Genomic DNA, 19,304 nt, shown 5'->3' with positions numbered 1-19,304 from the left:
GATTTCATAAAACATTAATCCAGAATGACCCTTTCTTTTCTCGGGTACTTCACTTCGTATTGGAATTCAATCAATTTTTGAGTAGCAGGTGCCAATTCAAATTTCCAAGTGATTATCCCGGTTTGGTCTTCTTTGATTCCCTGAGAAAGTTCCCCAACGCTGACAATGACATCTCCGACTATGGATACCGGCACCTGATCAAATACAGTCAGGTTGATTTTTTGGGACTTGTTGTTTTTGATGGTGATACGATAACCTCTTGATTCATTGATGTTGGTGCCTACGGTTTTTTTCTGTGAGAATTGATCAACTTTCTCCCTGCTGATGGCGATGCTTTTGTCCCTTCCCAAAGAAATACTCAAAGTATCCTGCAATCCACCTGCTTCCAAAATGGACTTTCCGATAAAGGTCTCTTCGAAATACAGGTTTGCTTCACCTTGGAGGAAGCTGTATTTCTCCCAATCAGTGATCTTGGCCATTAAGAATGCGTCTTTTTCAATCTTGGGAATGGCATAGTACTCGTAGGTCGCATCCAAATCATACTTCTTCAAATCGACCAAAAGCTTTTCTCCGTTGGATGCTATGCTGTATGGTTTTTCGACTTCAATCTCGACAGTGGTTTGGTTTTCTTTGATGACGGTGGCAATGACTTGCGCTTCTGAAGGTTGTGCACGAACATTTGTCCCAACAGTAGAAACAGCCCCAGTTAATGTCCTCTTATTTTCTGTACTATATCCGATAACAACTACCTCATTCAATTGATTGAAATCAGGATCCAAAGTGACATTCATAATTGAACCGGATATGGTCCTTTCTTGGCTTGCCATTCCAATTGAGCTATAAATAATTTCTCTCGAATAATTGGGAATCGTCAGTTCATACCTTCCATTGACATCAGTAGTGGTCCCTATGGTAGTACCCCTGACGAGTACTGAGGCACCGGGCAATGGCTGTCCGTCTTCACTGCTTCTCACAATACCGCTTACAGAACCCACCGGAACGAAAGCTGCATTTCGGTCGAATACTGTATTCCTCGCATAGGTCAGTTCCCATTTTTGTAATTCAGGCATGATGCCGCTTCGGTTGGGTTCACCGTTGGAAAACCGGAGTTTGACATTCTTCCAATCGTTTCCAGTGTTTTGCCATACTTCCGCTTTATAGCTTAGATTGAGCGGTTTGGTGATATCCTGCACCCGGATGTCATATTTTGGAAACCATCCTGCATTGCCGACGAGATAGGAAATCGAGAAACTAGCGGTTGTCGGTCTTTCAGCGCTGACTTTGATGTAGATTTCGCTGATGGGGGTGATGGGTTGGTTTTGGGATTCATCCAAGGTTTTTTCGAGCCGCTCGATCCTGTTTTTGGTGGCCGAGGTGTTCATCCTGTTTTGGATTTCCCGGGTTTTGATATCTGACATTTCCTTTTCAAAAAAGTCCACGGCTTGTTTGAGTTGGACCATTGTGAGTCCGTTATTCTGTCCACCCAGATTCTTATTGTTGTTCAGGACAGAATACTTTTCCTTCAGGACATCTGCCTCTGCCGATAATTTTTCAAGCTTCAGCCTTTCATCTGACAACACCCCTAGAAGACTGTCATTTTTTGAAATGATTTTGTTTTCCAGAAAGTTTGGCCTCCGGTTGACGGAGAGGATGGTAAATGCTCCCGTGGCTTTGACCTGAAGGCTTTTTTCATCCAAATAAGGGGAACGGTTTGCAATTTTGAGAACGGTTTCTCCGGCAGACAGTTGGACCGTACCGGTTTCAAAAACCTGCGCACCATTGAGGAAAACTGTTACTTCTTTGATTTCAGTTTTGAGTTCTTTGTCATTTGCCAAAATCACATTTTGGAAACCTAAACAAAGGAAAAGCAGAAGCGCAAAATTTTTCATGTGTTGGGATTTTCGAGTTTTCAATTAAACCTGATTTCGTTTTTAAGATAGTAGTTTTAAGAACAAAAAAAGTATTCAACAAAAAAGATTTTGTGTTATTTTTAAGATTGCCTAAAACAACCAACCTATGAAACTGAAAATCAGCCTCTTTTTTCTTTCCCTTGTTTTCCTTGCTTCCTGCCAAAAAACCGAAAAATCAGAAGTCGAAGAAAATAAATACAAGCTCTTAGCCGATGAAATGGAGACTTCTCTTCGGGAAAATCTTTTAGAAACCTGGTATCCTAAAGCGATTGACTTGGACTCGGGCGGCTACTTCAGCAATTTCACTTACGACTTTCAGCTCAAAGACAACAGTCAGGAAAAGATGATTGTGACGCAGGCAAGACACCTTTGGTCCAATTCCAAAGCCACCAAAAAGTATCCTGCTCAAACTCATTATGCAGACGGTGCCAAACATGGTTTTGAATTTCTGAGGGATAAAATGTGGGATTCAGAAAAAGGAGGTTTTTACCAATTGGTCAGCCGGTCAGGAAAGCCGCTTTTGGATAAATCCCCTCATAAAACTGCATACGGAAACAGCTTCGGTATCTATGCTTTGGCCGCCTATTTCGGTGCAACAGGCGATTCTGCAGGTTTGGATATGGCAATCAAAGCCTTCAGGTGGTTGGACCAACATAGCCACGATCCGGTGCATAAGGGATATTTCCAGCATTTGGAGCAGGATGGAACTCCGGTAGTGCGTCCTGCAGATACGCCTTCTACTTCAGAACTTGGCTACAAAGACCAAAACAGTTCCATCCATTTGTTGGAAGCATTTACTGAATTGTATATGGTCTGGAAGGATCCGATATTGAAAGAAAGGCTGGAGGAAATGCTGCTTCTCGTCAGGGATACCATTACCAATGACAAGGGTTCTTTGGTACTGTTTTTCCAACCGGATTGGACGCCTGTTTCTTTTCAGGACCAATCCGAGGAAGTCATCATGCAGCACAAAGGTTTGGACCATGTGTCTTATGGACATGACGTGGAGACAGCCTATTTGATCTTGGAAAGCTCACATGTGTTGGGATGGGAAAATGATCAGGTGACATTGACCAAAGCCAAAAAGATGGTAGACCATGCTTTGCTGCATGGTTGGGACAATGACCTTGCGGGATTTTTTGATGAAGGTTATTATTTCTTGGGGGACGAAAAACCAAGGGTTATCAAGGATACCAAAAACTGGTGGGCCCAGTCGGAGGGGATGAATACCCTGCTTTTGATGTCAGAATATTTTCCCAATGATGAATGGGATTACTTTGGGAAGTTTGAGCAGCTGTGGCAATACAATCAGGATTACCTCATCGACCATGAGCACGGAGATTGGTATTCAGGAGGATTGGACAAGCAGCCCGAGCTCAAAACAGCCGACAAAGGACATATCTGGAAAGCCAATTACCATCAGTTCAGAGCGATGCAGGGGTGTATAGATAGGTTGGAAAAGTTTTAGAAATTCAAAAGTTTCAAAGTTGGGAAAGTTGGAAGGTTAAAAGAGTCCACGGTCGACCGTCGACAGTCGACCGTGGACATTTTTTTTACTGAATAAAATACACCTCTGCGATTTTTCCATCCTTGATTTTGTAAATGGCGATGGCATTCATTGGCGGGTCTTTTTTGGAAATGGTGACTTCTTCTTGATCGATGACAGTATTGCCCATGACGATGCGGTTGACCAAGCGGCAATGCAGGTCGGGTGTCCTTGCAAACATCCGTCCATAGGTGTCGTACATGGTCGTTTTGCCTTCGTACATCAGCTCATTGGGGAACTTATATACTTTTACATTTTCGGCATAAGGTGCTACAAAAGCATCAATGTCCCTTTTATTATAGGCATCAAGTTGCTCCTGCGCCAATTTTTCTGCTACCTGTTCCACGGTCTGTTGGGCGAAAATAGTTCCTGTCATCAATATCAGGAATATAGTCAATGAATATTTATACACGTCTGTTGTCCTCCTGCCAATTGGTGATTGCCATTTTGATCTCTTTTGCTTTCATATCTTCTTTGATGGCTTTTTCCATCAAGGAAAGAAATTCCTCATCACCTGCAAACCTCAAGGCAATGATTTGGGATAGTCTCAATTTGCTCTCTTTTTCTTTGAAAGATTTGCCTGTCAATTCAAAATAACGGAATCTCATCTCCAACCGGATAATCCTGTCCTGATTTTTGAGCCCGTAATATCTCGCTACAAAAGGCAATAACAGCAGCACTGTGGCCGCGATCAGGTGGTAAAATGAATAAAGAAGATCAGTACCGCCCATCATGGAATGGATAAGATCCGCAACTGTCCAAATGAAAAATGCCAGTGCCAACGGTATTAAAACATAATTATGGACTGCGAAACTGCGGGTGTGGTTCTTGTAATTTTGCATAAAAATGGTTTTGGATTTTTTTGAAATTTAACCCCATTCTGACCAATTATCAAAAATATGATTTGGCAGCAAAGTTATTTTTTAATTTTAAATGCTATGATTCTCAAAAACAAAACATTAAGCCCAAGATTACTTTCATTGATAATTTTGGTGTTCCAATTCCAGTCAGTATTCGGTCAGGAAGAGGCTTTCAAAACCGAAATCCTAAAATGGCCAGATGGTAAAAAAGCAGCCATTTCCCTGACCTATGATGATGGGACTTCCAACCAATTCCATGTTGCCCTTCCGATCATGGAAGAACTCGGGATGAAAGGGACTTTTTATATCAACACAGGAGAAATCCCATCATCTCAAACCCGGGCTCAGTTTTTTGGAAGGGAACCAAAAGTGATAATCGCCGAATCTGCCTCTATTCCTACCAATGAAGAAAATATTTTTGAAAGAGCCTCTTTGATCAGGTTTTTGGATATGCCGGGTGCTGTGTCTTACCATGATCGATCCGGTTCCACCTATGAACAAGGGAGAATAGAGCAAGCATGCAAAATACTCGATGAAGGTTTTGCCAAGGCTAGGGAATTGAAAATCACAGAACTTGTTTATCCCAGAATCATTGATGGTCCGATGATCGATTGGGAGGAGATCCGAAAATATGCTGATAGCGGCCATGAGTTTGGGGTACACACGATTTCACATCCAAGGTTGGCGGTCTTGGATGAAAAGAATCTGTTGTTTGAGTTGGAAGCCTGTCGGGATGAGATTGAGAGAGAATTGGGAAAAGAGCAACTTTTTTCAGCCGAATGCCCTTTTGGAACTGAAGATGAAAGGGTCATGGAATATGCTTTGGAGATGTTTCCTGCGCTGAGAAACAGGATGCCTGAAGCATATTTGGAGGAAATCAACAGATCCGGGTTGTTTGACGCGTCACAGGATTATGGCAAGGAATACATCCAATGGCAGCGTGGGCCGCTTTCTAAAACAACCCCCGAGCTTATGAATTCATGGGTAGATGACATCCTGACAAGGGAAGATACCTGGTTGGTTTTGGTATTTCACGGCATCGAAGGGATCGGTTGGGAAGCCATTCCGGAAGACAGAATCAGGGCTTATTTTGAATACATCGCCGGCAAATCCAAAGAAGTCTGGGTGGCGCCTTTCAGGGATGTGACCCAATATATGAGGCAAAGGATGAATACCAACATGAAAAAGACGGTCAATAAGGATATGATTTCCTTAAAGTTGGAGTCGGATTTGGATCCGTATTGGTACCGGCAATTATTAACGATGAAGACCTACATCCCTACTGATTGGAAGTCAGTCACTTTCGTTCAGGGTGGGAAAACCGAAACTCTTGAGGTCCAAAAGGATGCAGGTGGATCATTTGTCCAATACAATGCCGATCCACACGGAGGGGAATTGGCTTTGAAAAATGTTGGCCAATAAGATTTTTGAAAACCTTGTCTTAATTTTTACCTTCGTGCTTTTAAAAATAAAAATACCATGGATTTCAGAAAATTGGATCAGGATCTTTCAGTCCTTGTAGAGAAAAAAATCGCTTTGAGCAAAATCTCCTATGCCGATGCGGCTTATGATGACATCGAAGAAGAACTCCATGACTTGGAGGATGACTTCAATGAAGAATTCGGTGATGAGCTCGAGTCGATCTTAGAAAAAATCTACAACCAGTTGAAATCAGACAATGACGTGCTCTTGCCTTCTGCCTATTTGGCCAATAACTATTCACCTTTGGCTGCGGATTCTTTTGGAAAAGTGACGTATGAAGTCAAAGGAAAAGAAGGCGTACCGGTCGAATCAGAGCAGTTTGACAAAATGGATGTGAGGGTTGTCCTTGTCCCAAATCCCGCAAGGTTTATCCTTCAGATCAACGGCAAATCTATGAAAGACCTTTGGGTGGGGAGGTGAGTTGGAAGTAGGGAAGTTGGAAGTTAGGAAGTAGGGAAGTAGGAGGTTTGGAAGTTGGAAGTATGAAGTCGGGAAGTTTGAAGTGTTCAGTTGGCAGTTTTCAATAGTAAGTATTCAGCCACATTGATATCAGAATCAGTTTTCATTACCGAATTATAATTCAGCAGCCAAAAAAACCAATTCAACTTGGTGGACTGTCGACAGTGGACCGTGGTCAATTTATCAGTTAACCAATCAACCTTTAACCACTAACCATCCCGATAGCTATCGGGACCATTAACCAACCGCCCCAAATCCCAACTTTTCTCTCACTTTGTTCAAATATCCTCTTGCGATGATTTTTGCTTTGGCTTCCCCTTCGGAAAGTCTTGCTTCCAATTCAGAAGGGTGGTTCATAAAGTAATCGTACAGTTTTCTTTCTTCGGCGTATTTTTCCAAAATCAAAGTCATAAACTCCTGCTTGGCGTGACCGTAACCAAAATTTCCCGCGAGGTACTTTGATCTCAGCGCTGCGGTTTGGTCAGCGTTGGCCACCAAAGAATACAATTTAAACACATTGCATGTATCCGGATTCTTGGGTTCTTCCAAAGGCGTACTGTCGGTGATGATGGAGTTGATGTTCTTTTTAAGTTCCTTTTCAGGAAGGAAAATGTCAATGTAATTGTTGTAAGACTTGCTCATCTTCTGTCCATCAGTTCCGGGGATAATCATCACATCTTCACTGATGCGGGCCTCAGGAACGACTAGAATTTCTTCTTCCACGCGATTATTGAAGGTAGTTGCTATGTCCCTTGCAATTTCCAAATGCTGGAGTTGGTCTTTACCGACAGGGACAATATTCGCCCCATAAAGTAAGATATCTGCAGCCATCAACACCGGATAGGTAAAAAGTCCAGCATTCACGTCTGCCAACCTGTCCGACTTGTCTTTGAAGCTATGTGCATTGGCAAGCATAGGGTAGGGTGTAAAGCAACTCAGATACCAAGTCAGTTCAGTCACTTCAGGGATCATCGATTGTCTGTAAAAAACCGTCTTGTTGATGTCCAAACCGAAAGCCAACCAAGCTGCCGCTACTGCCAAAGTATTCTCTTTCCTGAGGTTCCCTTCCTTGATAGAGGTCAGGGAATGCAGGTCCGCTATGAATATAAATGAATCGTTATTGTCTCTTTTGGTCAGCTCTATAGCAGGAACGATTGCACCCAATATGTTTCCAAGATGGGGCTTGCCCGAACTCTGTATGCCTGTCAGTACTCTTGCCATTGTTTTAAAATTTGGCGCAAAATAAATAAATCAGGGTACAATTCGCTGGTTTTTTATCGTTATTTGCCCGTATGAAAAAAAGAGTGTTGTATCTATCGGGTCTAATCCTGCTGACAATCAGCAGCCTTCCTCTCGCCGGCCAGACAATTGAAAGAAAGACGCTGACTTGGGAAAAGAGAAAAATTGATATCGGTGCGGTATTGCAGGAAAAAGGAGCGGTAGAAGCGGAGTTTTTTGCACTGAATGAAAACCAAGACAGCATCTATATCACAGATATTTTTACAGATTGTGGCTGTACTACTGTCCAATATACCAAGGATACCTTGGCCAATGGGCAAATAGCTTCTCTCAAAGTAAAGTTTGACCCTGACCAGAAAGGAGGAGAATTTTCCAAAGGCATTATCGTACGGACCAATCTTGATATCTATGGTGATACTTTGTTTTTGGAAGGAATCAACATGCCAATCCCGGAAAATACCGAAATGGCATTTCCTCACCGGGTGGGAACTTTGGGATTTAGACTGACAGCTGTCAATATGGGCTATGTTTTCACCAATGAACCGAAAGTCAAATATGTGGAGGTTTATAATTTTGGGAACAGCCCCATCGGTTTCAAAGAGGTTCAGGATAAAATCCCCAATTATATGGCCGTTTCTTTGGAACCTTCCCAATTGGAACCTTCGCAGCGGGGACTTTTGGTATTGACATATGATGGTGCTGCTAAAAATGACCTGGGATTTTTTGACGAAGTTATCAGCATTGGTCTAGATGTGGACGATATGAACCTTGGTATCAGGGTGATGTCGGTGGTTTATGAATATTTTCAGCCAGTTCCAAAAAGTCTGGAAAATAGGGTCCCCAAGTTGGGGATAGCCAATGCAGAGATAGACTTGAGAGAAATTTCTGCAAACACCAAAGTTACGAGGTCCATCACCTTGACCAATATGGGGCAAGAACCTTTGAATATCAGAAAGGTCGCCGTCAACTGTGATTGTGTGGAACTGGAATTGGGTAAAAAAGATCTCCAATCCGGTGAAACTACAGAACTCAAATTTACTTTTGATCCAAAGGGGAGGAGAGGAATTGACCACAAGCACATCTCCATTTTCAGCAATGATCCCTTGAATCCTGTCAGAACAATTGTGGTCAGGAGCAGCGTGCGATAATACATCTTGGCATCAATCCGCAGGGATAGATGTTCTTTTTTATCCAAAATTAGGTAACAAGATTAAGCCTATTGAGAACCTTGATCTTTGAAAATTGATTGTTAGATTTGTATAAAAGCGGGTGTAGCTCAGTTGGTAGAGCGTCAGCTTCCCAAGCTGAAGGCCGTCGGTTCGAGACCGATTACCCGCTCCAATATTTTTATGGCTAGAGCGAATATGATGCCCCAAAAAAATGTTGGTTTAAGCGCTAAATAATAGAACGTAATCATTTTTTTATCGTATTTTAATTAGGAGATTCAAATACTTTGGTACGATAAATGTTTAAATTTAAATACTCAGAAAAACTGGACATTCATATTTTCAACTTAAATTAAACATAGCTATGAGTTCAACAAAATTTATTTTAGGAGCATTGGTAGGCGCAGTGATCGGAGTTCAGATCGGAATATTGATAGCGCCGGACAAAGGTGAAAATACAAGAAAGAAAATCACCAAGAAAAGCGGGGAGTACCTAGACGAAGCCACAGGAAAGCTTAATTCTTTTATCGAAGGATTGACCAAAAAGGTAAGTGAAGTCAGTGGTGAAGTAGACAAGCTCGCCAAAAAAGCCAAGGCAGAAGTAGATAAGGTTACCAAGTAATCTTAGCGAAAAAAAAAAGGGAAACGAAAGTCTCCCTTTTTTTTTGATCAAAACCAAAGGTCAGGTCCGTTGGACTGTATTTTTTTTTATTTTTCTAAATAAATAGTTCTAAAATAATCCCATTTTTTCCGGAATACTCAGAGTTACAATTCAAAAAAGACAACAAAAATCCTTTCTTTCTTACCGTATTTGCACAAATGGGTGCTGTAAACAAATTAACATTTGGATTAAAAGGCATATCATGGTATTTTTTGTAAATTTTAGTAAGAGAAAAACTCAGTTAGATGTCTTTCAAGCGGTTTTTGATTCTATGCACATATTTGATTCTTTTCATTCCATGCAAACTGCTTGGGGAACAAGCCGTAGATACCAATGCCATAAAGATCAATGATGCACCGGATTATCCGATTGGAGAGCACATTTCATTTTGGAGGGATGAGGGTAATGGAGGAATTGATGTTGCGTTTCAAAAATTCCAAAAAGGTGATTTTTCTCCGCTTGGGCATCCCACTTTGTTCAATAAAGGCTATACAGAATCGATTTGGTGGTTTGCTTTTCAGATCAAAAACGAGATTGATTCCAAAAACACGGTAATTTTCAGTCCTGCAGGTGCTGCGATCAGAGAAGGTACCTTGTATACTTTTGATGAAAAGGGGGTTTTGTTGGATACGGCTTATTCGGGGTTTATCCATGCAGGCCAATCCCGGGATATGCATTCGAGATTGAATTCCTATGAGTTGATACTTCCTGCAGGTGCGGGCTATACCTATCTTTTCAAGCTTGACAGCAGGGGACTAAACACCTACGTTCCTTTTTACCTAGATGAACCGAATTCCTATTGGGAATATGAAATCAGCAGGACAGCTTTTTTTGGGACAGTCACGGGAGTCCTTATGATGGCGGTTTTCTTTGCCTTGTTTTTGTGGGGGTATTTCAATGAGAAGATTTACATCATTTTTGTAGGTTATATCCTTTCCTGTCTGGCATTGATTCTTGAAGAAGACGGCTTTCTTTTTCTTTGGATTTACGGAGATAAGATCGGAAGATTTTCATCGATCATTATTCCATTTTTCAGCTTGATGATGTCAGGGATGCTGGTGATTTTCATCATCCGGTTTTTTAACCTGAAAGATGAAAACCGAAAGCTATTCACTAATTCGTACCATTATATTAAGGCAGTTTTTGTGTTTGGCATCTTGGTTTTTTCGACGCTTTTTTTTGATTGGAATCCCAAGCTGAACCTCCTGTTGACTGGAATGGGATTAACAGTATCATTTACCAATATGCTGTTGGTTATTTTGATTACGCTTTCACAGGTCAGGACCAAAAAGGAAATCGCATATTACATTTTGTTGGCCAACCTGATGTTGATTTTTGGTTTTTCCAATTACATTCTGAACCTGACGGCTGTGACAGATTGGCATCCGCTTAAGCCAAATGGTCTGATAGTCGGCTCTATTTTCAATGTTGTCCTGCTTACCATCGGGATCATCCACCGGTATTATTTTATGAAAAAAGAAAAAGAAGTGATGGACAGGCAGTTTGTGGAGCAGGAAAGAAACATTGCAAGAAGCATCATTGAGGCACAGGAGCGTGAAAGACAGAGAATCGCCAAAGACCTGCATGACGATCTTGGAGGATTGCTCGCCCTGATCAAATTGAAAGTGGACAGCCTGCTTCTCGAAGCCACTGCACTACAAAATGAGTCCAAGACAGGATTGGCTGAAACCCATAAATTGCTGGAAATGGCTTGTCATGACCTCAGGTTTATTTCCCATGAGCTGATGCCCATGGAGGCTGCTGAAAAGCGGTTAAAAACGATGGTTTCCGAGGTACTAGACCTGGTAAAGATTCAGAACAAAATCTCAATCACCTATAATATCGAAGACTTACCCTACCTTCCCTTGGATACCAAAATCAACCTTTTCAGAATCATCAAAGAGCTGCTCAATAACATCATCAAACATGCTGAAGCCAAGGAGGCTGACATTCAGTTGTTCTTTGATGAAATGGATGAAACAGTGACCCTGATGGTATCTGACGATGGGAAAGGTATTTCGAAGGAGATCCTTGAGAATCCAAATCAGGGGATAGGACTTCGAAACCTCCAAAAAAGAGTAGATTACCTTAGGGGCAACTTACACTTTGATTCCAATATAAATGGCACAACAGTCATAGTAACCATTCCTTTTCAATCGATCACCCAAAAAAATGAGTACACAGATAATTATAGCCGATGACCATGAGTTGTTTGCTTCAGGACTTGATAATTTAGTAAGCACAGACCCCAATCTAAAAGTAATCGCACATTGTAGAAACGGTAAAGAAGTGCTCGCCTATTTGGAAAATGGAATCAAAGTGGATTTTTTGATTCTTGACCTGAATATGCCTGTAATGGACGGGATCCAATTACTTGGACACCTGCACCGCGACTATCCCCATATCAAGAAACTTGTCATCAGCATGCATCATACCGAGTCCTCCATAGCCCTTTGCAAAACACTGGGTGCAGATGGATTTATCGGAAAGGATTCATCGCTCAATGAGCTTTTGGATGCCGTGCATGTGATTTTGGATGGAGGTAAGTTCTTTAAGGAATCTTTCCAAGAAGTCTTTGATACTGAAGGAAAGGGTTTTTATGAAAAACTGATTTACCACTATAAGCTTTCAAAGAGGGAGGTGGATATCATTCAACTTATCATCAACCAATATGAAAGTACGGAGATTGCTGACAAACTGAATCTCAGTCCACTTACAGTCAAAACCCACCGCAAGAATATTTTCAGGAAACTTGGAGTCAGAAATCTGGCTGGGTTGGTGGCTTTGGTCAAAGACCATCCGAGGTTGTGAGGTGAGAGACTTTTTTTTCATTCTTAATTCAATGTCGTTTAGATAAGCTTTTGAGTTATACAAATCTTTTCCAAAGTTGGGACCGGACCATGAAAATCTTAAAATATCCATTCGGAACTTTGGAAAAGTTGATCGAATCCCCCCTAACTAAACGACATTGATTCTTAATTCCCAATTTCATCCATTGGAAAAGAAACCTTTTTTAATGCTATACCAAACACCACTTGGGCAATAATCGTATCCGATCCATCCTAGTAGTGAATTTTACTCCTTTTGGGGTATTTTTTTAAGTTTCAATTCATCGGAATTTTAGATTGTTAAAAAACTTTCAACCATGAAGAAAAACGCATTTGCCCAGATTACCCTTCTTTTTTTGATGACAGTATTGTTTTCATGTTCAGAGGAGGAGACTACTCCAACAGTCCCTGTTGTAAATGATCCGAATTATAACCTGAATAAGCCCAAAGACCAGGTCTATCCTTACGAAATCCTATCCGTGGAAGTGTCAGGTTTGAGCGATCTTAAAACGGAATATGATGGAAAATTCGGCAGTTTGGCCATCAAACTTTCCAAAGGAACGGGGAATACTTTGGTTTTTTTGGTTCCTGACATCAATGAAGGAAAGCAAACCTTGGAGCTTTCGCTCAACAGCAATAAAAAGACCCTGGATTTTACAGTATTGAAATTGCCCGATCTCGGGAATCCTGAAACCGTACTTGCCGGAATATTGACAAGTGCCAAAGCCCAACTGACTGCTATGGGCCAAAACCCCGGCTTGTCGGGCATGGTAGCCAAGCAGCAGGAATGGGTGACACTTTATGAACAAGAGATTGCCAAGTTGAATGCTAAGGAAAAACTTGAAACTGTGGGAGTTCTCAAGGTGAATAATTTATTAAAGACACTTTCAGCCGATGCATCAGGCAGGTATTCTTGGGCCTGTACCGCCGAATCCGGCGAATTGTACCTCAAATACCTTTCCCAAATCACCTTTGACCAGGGCATGATTGACAAGCTGGTTCAGGCACCTTCCAATCCTGTGAGTAAAGCAGCGGCGATTACAGCTGCATTAAATTTGCGTGCTAATTTCGTTCAACTCAAAGAGCAGGCATTGAAAGTGACGGATTGTAAAGTGCTACGGTCCATCGGGATTGACGAATCAGGTGCGAGAGTCTTGGCCGGTTTGAATGATACTCCTGTGAAGTTTGAAAGTGGAAAGGCCTTGGCGGTCAAAATATACGGTGGCTACCAAAGTCTCAATCAAGGTGATAAAGCCTCTTCAATTGCTTTGCTTTCCCAACTTGCTACAGGAATAGAAAAGATGGGGGAACAATTAGACAAAGCTATCGCAGCAATTACAGCTCTTAAAACAAGGTTTTCTTTGAGTCAATCAAACTTAGAGGCAGGCGATAAAATCCAATTGGCAGCAAATCCTGAAAAGGAAGTGAAACTTGTCTCCAATCCTATCGCCAAAGTTGAAAAAATCAGCATCGATCAGGTCATCCTGAAAGAAATATCCGCTTTGACTGAAGGGGCTTCTCTGAATTTTGAGAGTAAAAAAGGAGGAGAACAGGCGTTTACTTTTGATTTATTGATAGAAGATGGACCACTTAAGGTAAAAAAGACCATAAATGCCTCTATCCTTCTAAACTGTACTTTGGCTGTGACGGTAAATGTTTCAGGAGGTTCGGCCAATTTACAATTAACAGGAGGATTAGCGCCATTTGCTTACACTTGGAGCAACAATGGTACAGGAAATAGTCAAACTGGCTTAAATCCCGGAAATTATACCATAAAAGTAACCGATGCGTTGGGTTGTGAAGTGACCAAAGAATTTACCATTCAGGAAGAGGCTGTGGTAGGGACAGTGAAAGATATAGATGGAAATGAGTATGCCACCATCAAGATTGGCACGCAGGTTTGGATGGCAGAAAACCTAAAGACCTCTAAATTTGCTGACGGTTCCGATATTCCTAATGTGACTACCAATTCCTCATGGATGGCACAAACTACTGCTGCTTTTTCCTACTATAACAACGATGCCACCAACAACGAAAAATACGGAAAGCTCTACAATTGGTATGCGGCCACTTGCTGCGCCTTATGTCCTCAGGGATGGCATGTGCCGAGCCAAGAAGACTGGGAAAAAATGAGGTCATTTTTACTGCCAAATTCCGGAAATAAATTAAAATCTACCACGGGTTGGAGGGAATCCGAAATTAGTGGAACAAAAGGAACCAATGAAAGTGGATTTAACGCCTTACCTGGAGGGGTCCGCGGAAGCAATGGTACTTTCTTCTCTGTTGGTGAATTTGGACACTGGTGGATGAGCAATTCTAGCAGCGCCACGACAGCACCCTATATTATCCTTTCGTTTAATCAGTCGATCGTATCGCAAGCCAATTTTAATCCAAAATGGAATGGCGCGGCCATCAGGTGTGTCAAAGATTAACGCTATTGGAAAGCTTTTAATTTGACATTTCCGGGAATTGATAAGACTCGGGTAAAGAATCAGGAAGGACATACAAACTATCCTGATTTTTTTTGGGTAAGGATAATTATACTCCTTTTGGGGTATTTTATGCAAAACATAATAATATGAAATTCAACTCAGAATCATTTTAACCTAAAAACAAATCATAAAATCATGAAGCCCTTGAACTTAAACACTTATGTTTTTACCAGACTGTTGGTCGCTTTATTTGTCTGTTATGGATTGGTATCCTGTGAAGGTCCTGAGGGGCCGGCGGGTGCAACAGGTCAGGCAGGGCCCACGGGAGCACCAGGTCCGGCGGGAGCTCAAGGACCGGCAGGTGCTATAGGTCCACAAGGACCAGCGGGAGCTGCAAATGTTATTGCCAGCGAATGGAAAAGTCTAACCTGGACAGTAGCTTCCCCATTTGCCACAAGTACCATAACTGCACCTGAAATCACTGAAAGCGTGCTAAATCAGGGAACAGTTTTGGCGTATTGGAGGACTAGCCCAACCGCCATAAAATTGTTGCCGACACCGGTTTACAATTCAACAACTGGTGCGCTGAGTTACATTATCGATTATTCTATTCGTGTTGGAAGTTTAGTGATTTTTCATGGAACCCCTCCCAGTGGCAGCCCGGGAGCAGCTACTTCATTTCCGAATGCCAATGTTCGGTACATCGTCATCCCACCCTCCAGCAACGGTGACAGGGTAAAATACCCTTTTGAGTTTGATGATTACGAAGCCGTCTGCGATTACTTCGGGATTAACCCTTAATTTATTATTCGTCTATATTTTCAAAAAAGTCACTCAGGGATTTGGGTGACTTTTTTTTTTTGAGAAGTTGGATATTGGACGGGACAACCGAGAGGATAGCGCCAAAGGCTTTTTGGGAAAGAATCCCTATTTTGAAGTTTTTCAGGAAGCCCTCGAGGCCATCACCGCATGTGGTGAATATTTCCAACTTGTCACAATTTTGAAAAACATAAATAAATGGATATTGGAAATGCTCCTAACAAAAATTGCGAGAGTCATATGGGAAATCTAACAGAGAAATGAAATCATAAAAATGATATTCAATCAAAGTGAAACCAAAGAAATCGCAATACACCTGAACCCGAGTCCCCTTACAGTCAGAACATACCGAAAGAATATTTTCAGAAAACCTGGAGTAAGAAATTTGGCCGAGCAGGTGGCCTTGGTCTAAGAACATCCTAAGTTGTGCTGATAAATTCTGTTACTAAGGGAAACGTTTTTTTCCAATTTAAAAACAGTCGGCAAAAAATACTCCTTTTGGGGTATTTTTTGCCGACTTTGATAGCCCGATATTTACCTGTGTTACAATCGAAAAAGACTTATTTGAAATCGATCCCATTATAGATTTACCCTTGATTGAACATTTTTTATCGACCAATGCTGTTGCTGATTAATTCAGCAGCAGTTTTTTTTTGCGGTATTTGACCTTGATGTATTTTTCTCCAATCTCATAGCCTTCAATACCTTCTTCTCCATAAAATTTATTGGCAGAAAAATCCCGATTTACAGGAAACCAGCTTTTCCTATAAAACGCCCAAAAATCAAGAATTGAAAATAGAACCTTGATTTTTGAAAAAACTTACTTTTTGCTATGATTCCGATTAAAAAGGCCTCTTTTTCGAAAACATTTTCACGAAGCCCATAGTTTTTTGAGTTGAATTTTACTTAAATTAGTTTAAGGATTGTTTCAGTAAGCTGATGATTATGAATGAGATTGTTTCTTATAGGCCTGATGAATCACTGTCTCCTTATGTTTTAGGCTATTTTTATACAGCCCATAAATTTGAAGGTTTAGAAAATCAGTTCTTTACGCCAAAGGGAACGGCAGCACTGACAATTCCCGTGGATGTTAATCCAAATTCATATCTCATTTATCCAGACAAATCTTCAAAAATTTATTTTGAAAAATTCAGTCCTTATCTCTTTGGGCAAATGAGCAAAATGGGGCTTTCCAATTTGAGGGGCCATTTTGATATTTTCGTTATTGTATTTACCCCGACCGGTCTTTTTCATTTTTTAGATGGTCCTGCAAGTCAGATCACAGATAAGGTTATGCCTGCCACTTGACCTATTGGGTTTGCCGGAATTACACCAAAAGATCAAGCATCTATTTGAATCCACTGCCAAAATCGAATCTTGTATAGAACATGTCAATAATTATTTGAAAGATCATTTCAATTCAATGCCAAGAAAAAAGGTTTCCGAATTTATTCCTTCAGTAATCCATCAAATCCATATGAACATGGGTGTTGTTAACCTTGAGGAAATTGTAGAACAGCTCGGAATCAATAATCGGACTTTTCAGATTCATTTTAAAAATCAAGTTGGGATTTCACCAAAACTATTTTGCAGAATTATCAGGTTCAATTCGCTGTTATTTGCTTTGGATTCCTCACCCACGGCAGATATTCTGAGTTTTGCAATTCAATTTGGATATACTGACAAACCTCATTTGTACAAGGATTTCAAACAATTTTTAGGAATGACCCCAAAGGAATACAAGCGTAGGATTAACAATGTAAACGCTCTTGTTGAAAAAGAAGTTAAAAAATACTTCCCCGAATAATTATCCAAATTTATTTTTCCCATTCGCTTTTTTACAACATTTAGTATTTCGTTTTTAATATTTTTAGCGAGAAATACTTTTTCTTTTTTCCGATATTTTGAAACAAGACGACAATGGAAGCAACATTAGATTTATTCAAAGAATTGAAATCTTTTTCGGAACCTGAACTTCAAAAGGAAATTCTGAAACATGCCAAATTCATCAAAGCAAGCAAAGGTGAAATTCTGATAAAGGAAGGTCAGTACCTGAATTTTCTACCCATAGTCATCAAAGGATTGTTGAGAGTATATCAACAGAATGAAGACAGGGAAATTTTACTCTACTATGTGGGACCTGAGCAAACCTGCATGATGTCTTTGTCATCTGCCTATTTTGATTATTACAGCACTGCCAATGGCATTGCCATGGAGGAATCTGAAATTCTTGTCCTTCCTGCTCATCTCATTGCCGAATGGCAACTCAAATACCCTTCTTGGAATAAATTTATCCTGAGGACTTTCAAAAGCCGATACGATGAGTTGCTCAATGCTTTTGGTAATGTGGCCTTTAAGCCTATTAATGTACGTTTGAAGGAATACCTCACCGCATACATTAAAAATGAAAGCTCCAATAAAATCCCTGTTTCCCATCAAACGCTGGCGAATGATTTGGGCACTACACGAGTGGTCATATCGAGGATTTTGAAACAGTTTGAAAAGGAAAAGCTGGTAAAACTTTATAGGGGATACATACAATTAAATTCTTAAATCTTACTTCTAGAAATTAGCAAAACAGATTAAGAATCCGTTTTATTAACAATTTCAAATATTTATTTTGAGATAAGTATCTTTTGATACACACAATTTTTAAAATATGGTTTTATGTTTAGGAATACTAGCGGTTGTTAGTCTTAGAGTTTTTCTCCTAAACATCAAATTTTATGGAAAGTAATATCACATTGAAAATAATCCTTTTGGTAGTAATTGTTGCATTTAGTTTAGAAGCAATAGCGCAAACCGAAACCACGAAGGAAGAGAAAGTGAAAGTATTGATACACATTACTCATGGTCCCGAAAATCCTACGCGGGCAACACTAGGTTTCTTAGTGGCTAAAACTGCCATAGAAGAAGGGTATTCGGTGACACTGTTCTTGGCAGGAGATGCAGTCCAGTTACTTCGTTCCGATGTGCTTGATAATTTGGTAGGTCTTGGCACCGGTAATCTCCGGGCTCATTATGATGCCATTCTAAAAGGAGGTGGTAAATTCTATTTATCCGGCATGTCAGCCAAGTCAAGAGGGTTGACCGAAGCAGATTTGAGCGACAAGACTGCGGAGTTTGCCATGCCAAAAGTCTTGCTTCAATTGTCGATGGAAAGTGACAGGATGTTTGTGTATTGAGATTTAGAGCTTGCAATAACCCGTATTTAAGCATTTTATCTGTTTTCTTATATAAAAATTTCAGCTATGGGAGTTTCTATTTTATTAGCAGATGATCACAATCTTTTTGCAGTAGGAATCAAAAGAATTCTGGACTTTATTCCCGGATGTGAATTGGTAGGAAGTGTTCAGAATGGGAGAGAGGTCATTTTGTTTCTTGAAAGTAATCAAAAAGTAGATGTCCTTGTTCTTGACCTCCATATGCCTGTGATGGATGGGATGCAGCTTTTGCCACATCTCAGCCGAAAATTTCCTGACATGAAAACCATGATTCTCAGCGGCCACCATACCAAAGGAACTTTGGAAGCCTGTAAAAATCTTGGCGCCAAAGGCTTTGTGGGAAAGGATTCCTGTTTTGAAATTTTCCGTGAAGCTCTCGAGGTCATCGCCGGAGGAGGTGAATATTTCCAGCCGGTATCAATTACAAAAAACATATATAATGGACATTGGAACTGCCTCTACCAAAAACTGAGAGCCGAATATGGGCTATCTGATAGAGAAACTGAAATCTTAAAAATGATTCTCAATCAGAGTGAAAACAAAGAAATCGCGCAGCAATTGAATCTCAGTCCCTTGACAGTAAAAACGCACCGAAAAAACATTTACAAAAAACTCCATGTACATAATATTTCGGGTTTACTAGGCTTGATAAAAGAGCATCCGGGGCTTTAACTTAAT

20 protein-coding genes and 1 tRNA gene are annotated in these 19,304 nt (G+C 40.7%); 16 read left to right on the top strand and 5 right to left on the bottom strand.

Annotated elements, in window-relative coordinates:
- Window positions 1-14 precede the first annotated feature (14 nt).
- Window positions 15-1,889: a DUF4139 domain-containing protein gene (locus tag MMU05_RS13970; RefSeq protein ID WP_241142296.1), complete on the bottom strand. Its 1,875-nt coding sequence runs from the start codon at window positions 1,887-1,889 to the stop codon at window positions 15-17.
- Window positions 1,890-2,016: 127 nt separating this feature from the next.
- Between MMU05_RS13970 and MMU05_RS13965 the strand changes: the two genes are divergently transcribed.
- Window positions 2,017-3,378, top strand: a complete 1,362-nt coding sequence (locus MMU05_RS13965; protein WP_241142295.1) for an AGE family epimerase/isomerase — start codon at window positions 2,017-2,019, stop codon at window positions 3,376-3,378.
- 85 nt (window positions 3,379-3,463) lie between these two features.
- Here MMU05_RS13965 and MMU05_RS13960 read toward each other — a convergent pair whose 3' ends face one another.
- Window positions 3,464-3,832, bottom strand: coding sequence for a nuclear transport factor 2 family protein (locus MMU05_RS13960; protein WP_241142294.1), 369 nt, complete (start codon window positions 3,830-3,832; stop codon window positions 3,464-3,466).
- 28 nt (window positions 3,833-3,860) lie between these two features.
- On the bottom strand, window positions 3,861-4,298 hold the full coding sequence (locus MMU05_RS13955; RefSeq protein WP_241142293.1) for a DUF6526 family protein: 438 nt from the start codon (window positions 4,296-4,298) through the stop codon (window positions 3,861-3,863).
- A gap of 96 nt (window positions 4,299-4,394) precedes the next feature.
- Between MMU05_RS13955 and MMU05_RS13950 the strand changes: the two genes are divergently transcribed.
- A complete protein-coding gene (locus MMU05_RS13950; RefSeq protein WP_241142292.1) occupies window positions 4,395-5,738 on the top strand; it encodes a polysaccharide deacetylase family protein in 1,344 nt (447 codons plus the stop codon).
- A gap of 57 nt (window positions 5,739-5,795) precedes the next feature.
- Window positions 5,796-6,218 carry a hypothetical protein gene (locus MMU05_RS13945; RefSeq protein WP_113922619.1) on the top strand — a complete coding sequence of 141 codons (423 nt, stop codon included), beginning with the start codon at window positions 5,796-5,798 and terminating at the stop codon, window positions 6,216-6,218.
- Between the two features lie 276 nt (window positions 6,219-6,494).
- Here the strand turns inward: MMU05_RS13945 and trpS are convergent, their stop codons facing one another.
- On the bottom strand, window positions 6,495-7,478 hold the full coding sequence (gene trpS / locus MMU05_RS13940; protein ID WP_241142291.1) for a tryptophan--tRNA ligase: 984 nt from the start codon (window positions 7,476-7,478) through the stop codon (window positions 6,495-6,497).
- 71 nt (window positions 7,479-7,549) lie between these two features.
- Between trpS and MMU05_RS13935 the strand changes: the two genes are divergently transcribed.
- The 7 genes from MMU05_RS13935 (at window position 7,550) to MMU05_RS13905 (ending at window position 15,384) form a co-directional block, all read left to right on the top strand.
- Window positions 7,550-8,644, top strand: a complete 1,095-nt coding sequence (locus MMU05_RS13935) for a DUF1573 domain-containing protein (RefSeq protein ID WP_241142290.1) — start codon at window positions 7,550-7,552, stop codon at window positions 8,642-8,644.
- 117 nt (window positions 8,645-8,761) lie between these two features.
- A tRNA-Gly gene (locus MMU05_RS13930) sits at window positions 8,762-8,837 on the top strand.
- Between the two features lie 189 nt (window positions 8,838-9,026).
- Window positions 9,027-9,284, top strand: coding sequence for a YtxH domain-containing protein (locus tag MMU05_RS13925; protein WP_241142289.1), 258 nt, complete (start codon window positions 9,027-9,029; stop codon window positions 9,282-9,284).
- A 284-nt stretch (window positions 9,285-9,568) separates the two neighbouring features.
- Window positions 9,569-11,524 (top strand): sensor histidine kinase, encoded by a 1,956-nt coding sequence (locus MMU05_RS13920; protein ID WP_241142288.1) that lies wholly within the window; start codon window positions 9,569-9,571, stop codon window positions 11,522-11,524.
- Window positions 11,496-12,134: a response regulator transcription factor gene (locus tag MMU05_RS13915; RefSeq protein WP_241142287.1), complete on the top strand. Its 639-nt coding sequence runs from the start codon at window positions 11,496-11,498 to the stop codon at window positions 12,132-12,134. The genes MMU05_RS13920 and MMU05_RS13915 overlap by 29 nt, the downstream gene beginning before the upstream one ends.
- A gap of 334 nt (window positions 12,135-12,468) precedes the next feature.
- The gene (locus MMU05_RS13910; protein ID WP_241142286.1) at window positions 12,469-14,583 is read left to right on the top strand and encodes a fibrobacter succinogenes major paralogous domain-containing protein; all 2,115 of its coding nucleotides are present in this window, start codon (window positions 12,469-12,471) and stop codon (window positions 14,581-14,583) included.
- A gap of 195 nt (window positions 14,584-14,778) precedes the next feature.
- Window positions 14,779-15,384 (top strand): collagen-like triple helix repeat-containing protein, encoded by a 606-nt coding sequence (locus MMU05_RS13905; RefSeq protein ID WP_241142285.1) that lies wholly within the window; start codon window positions 14,779-14,781, stop codon window positions 15,382-15,384.
- Window positions 15,385-15,388: 4 nt separating this feature from the next.
- Here the strand turns inward: MMU05_RS13905 and MMU05_RS13900 are convergent, their stop codons facing one another.
- A complete protein-coding gene (locus tag MMU05_RS13900) occupies window positions 15,389-15,571 on the bottom strand; it encodes a hypothetical protein (protein ID WP_241142284.1) in 183 nt (60 codons plus the stop codon).
- Between the two features lie 105 nt (window positions 15,572-15,676).
- On the opposite strand from MMU05_RS13900, the gene MMU05_RS23145 reads away from it, so the two are divergent.
- The 6 genes from MMU05_RS23145 (at window position 15,677) to MMU05_RS13875 (ending at window position 19,298) form a co-directional block, all read left to right on the top strand.
- The gene (locus MMU05_RS23145) at window positions 15,677-15,814 is read left to right on the top strand and encodes a LuxR C-terminal-related transcriptional regulator (RefSeq protein ID WP_418884470.1); all 138 of its coding nucleotides are present in this window, start codon (window positions 15,677-15,679) and stop codon (window positions 15,812-15,814) included.
- A gap of 533 nt (window positions 15,815-16,347) precedes the next feature.
- Window positions 16,348-16,710, top strand: coding sequence for a DUF6597 domain-containing transcriptional factor (locus tag MMU05_RS13895; RefSeq protein WP_241142283.1), 363 nt, complete (start codon window positions 16,348-16,350; stop codon window positions 16,708-16,710).
- Window positions 16,711-16,885: 175 nt separating this feature from the next.
- Complete coding sequence (locus MMU05_RS13890; protein WP_241142282.1) at window positions 16,886-17,209, top strand: helix-turn-helix domain-containing protein; 324 nt, start codon at window positions 16,886-16,888, stop codon at window positions 17,207-17,209.
- A 113-nt stretch (window positions 17,210-17,322) separates the two neighbouring features.
- Window positions 17,323-17,955, top strand: coding sequence for a Crp/Fnr family transcriptional regulator (locus MMU05_RS13885; RefSeq protein ID WP_241142281.1), 633 nt, complete (start codon window positions 17,323-17,325; stop codon window positions 17,953-17,955).
- A gap of 173 nt (window positions 17,956-18,128) precedes the next feature.
- Entirely contained in the window at window positions 18,129-18,587 is a 459-nt protein-coding gene (locus MMU05_RS13880; protein ID WP_241142280.1) for a DsrE family protein, read from the top strand.
- 66 nt (window positions 18,588-18,653) lie between these two features.
- Window positions 18,654-19,298, top strand: a complete 645-nt coding sequence (locus MMU05_RS13875; protein WP_241142279.1) for a response regulator — start codon at window positions 18,654-18,656, stop codon at window positions 19,296-19,298.
- Window positions 19,299-19,304: the final 6 nt, after the last annotated feature.

The organism is Cognataquiflexum rubidum (genome assembly GCF_022538115.1).
Classification (GTDB): Bacteria; Bacteroidota; Bacteroidia; order Cytophagales; family Cyclobacteriaceae; genus Cognataquiflexum; species Cognataquiflexum rubidum.
This window is presented reverse-complemented; position numbering and strand designations above follow the sequence as displayed.

Bases quoted from the DNA above. Each gene is read 5' to 3' on its own strand.
- MMU05_RS13905 (WP_241142285.1), top strand. From the start codon at position 14,779: ATGAAGCCCTTGAACTTAAACACTTATGTTTTTACCAGACTGTTGGTC.
- MMU05_RS13960 (WP_241142294.1), bottom strand. From the start codon at position 3,832: ATGACAGGAACTATTTTCGCCCAACAGACCGTGGAACAGGTAGCAGAA.
- MMU05_RS23145 (WP_418884470.1), top strand. From the start codon at position 15,677: ATGATATTCAATCAAAGTGAAACCAAAGAAATCGCAATACACCTGAAC.
- MMU05_RS13970 (WP_241142296.1), bottom strand. From the start codon at position 1,889: ATGAAAAATTTTGCGCTTCTGCTTTTCCTTTGTTTAGGTTTCCAAAAT.
- MMU05_RS13965 (WP_241142295.1), top strand. From the start codon at position 2,017: ATGAAACTGAAAATCAGCCTCTTTTTTCTTTCCCTTGTTTTCCTTGCT.
- MMU05_RS13885 (WP_241142281.1), top strand. From the start codon at position 17,323: ATGGAAGCAACATTAGATTTATTCAAAGAATTGAAATCTTTTTCGGAA.
- MMU05_RS13950 (WP_241142292.1), top strand. From the start codon at position 4,395: ATGATTCTCAAAAACAAAACATTAAGCCCAAGATTACTTTCATTGATA.
- MMU05_RS13955 (WP_241142293.1), bottom strand. From the start codon at position 4,298: ATGCAAAATTACAAGAACCACACCCGCAGTTTCGCAGTCCATAATTAT.
- MMU05_RS13945 (WP_113922619.1), top strand. From the start codon at position 5,796: ATGGATTTCAGAAAATTGGATCAGGATCTTTCAGTCCTTGTAGAGAAA.
- MMU05_RS13875 (WP_241142279.1), top strand. From the start codon at position 18,654: ATGGGAGTTTCTATTTTATTAGCAGATGATCACAATCTTTTTGCAGTA.
- MMU05_RS13915 (WP_241142287.1), top strand. From the start codon at position 11,496: ATGAGTACACAGATAATTATAGCCGATGACCATGAGTTGTTTGCTTCA.
- MMU05_RS13895 (WP_241142283.1), top strand. From the start codon at position 16,348: ATGAATGAGATTGTTTCTTATAGGCCTGATGAATCACTGTCTCCTTAT.
- MMU05_RS13880 (WP_241142280.1), top strand. From the start codon at position 18,129: ATGGAAAGTAATATCACATTGAAAATAATCCTTTTGGTAGTAATTGTT.
- MMU05_RS13935 (WP_241142290.1), top strand. From the start codon at position 7,550: ATGAAAAAAAGAGTGTTGTATCTATCGGGTCTAATCCTGCTGACAATC.
- MMU05_RS13920 (WP_241142288.1), top strand. From the start codon at position 9,569: ATGTCTTTCAAGCGGTTTTTGATTCTATGCACATATTTGATTCTTTTC.
- trpS (WP_241142291.1), bottom strand. From the start codon at position 7,478: ATGGCAAGAGTACTGACAGGCATACAGAGTTCGGGCAAGCCCCATCTT.
- MMU05_RS13910 (WP_241142286.1), top strand. From the start codon at position 12,469: ATGAAGAAAAACGCATTTGCCCAGATTACCCTTCTTTTTTTGATGACA.
- MMU05_RS13925 (WP_241142289.1), top strand. From the start codon at position 9,027: ATGAGTTCAACAAAATTTATTTTAGGAGCATTGGTAGGCGCAGTGATC.
- MMU05_RS13890 (WP_241142282.1), top strand. From the start codon at position 16,886: ATGGGTGTTGTTAACCTTGAGGAAATTGTAGAACAGCTCGGAATCAAT.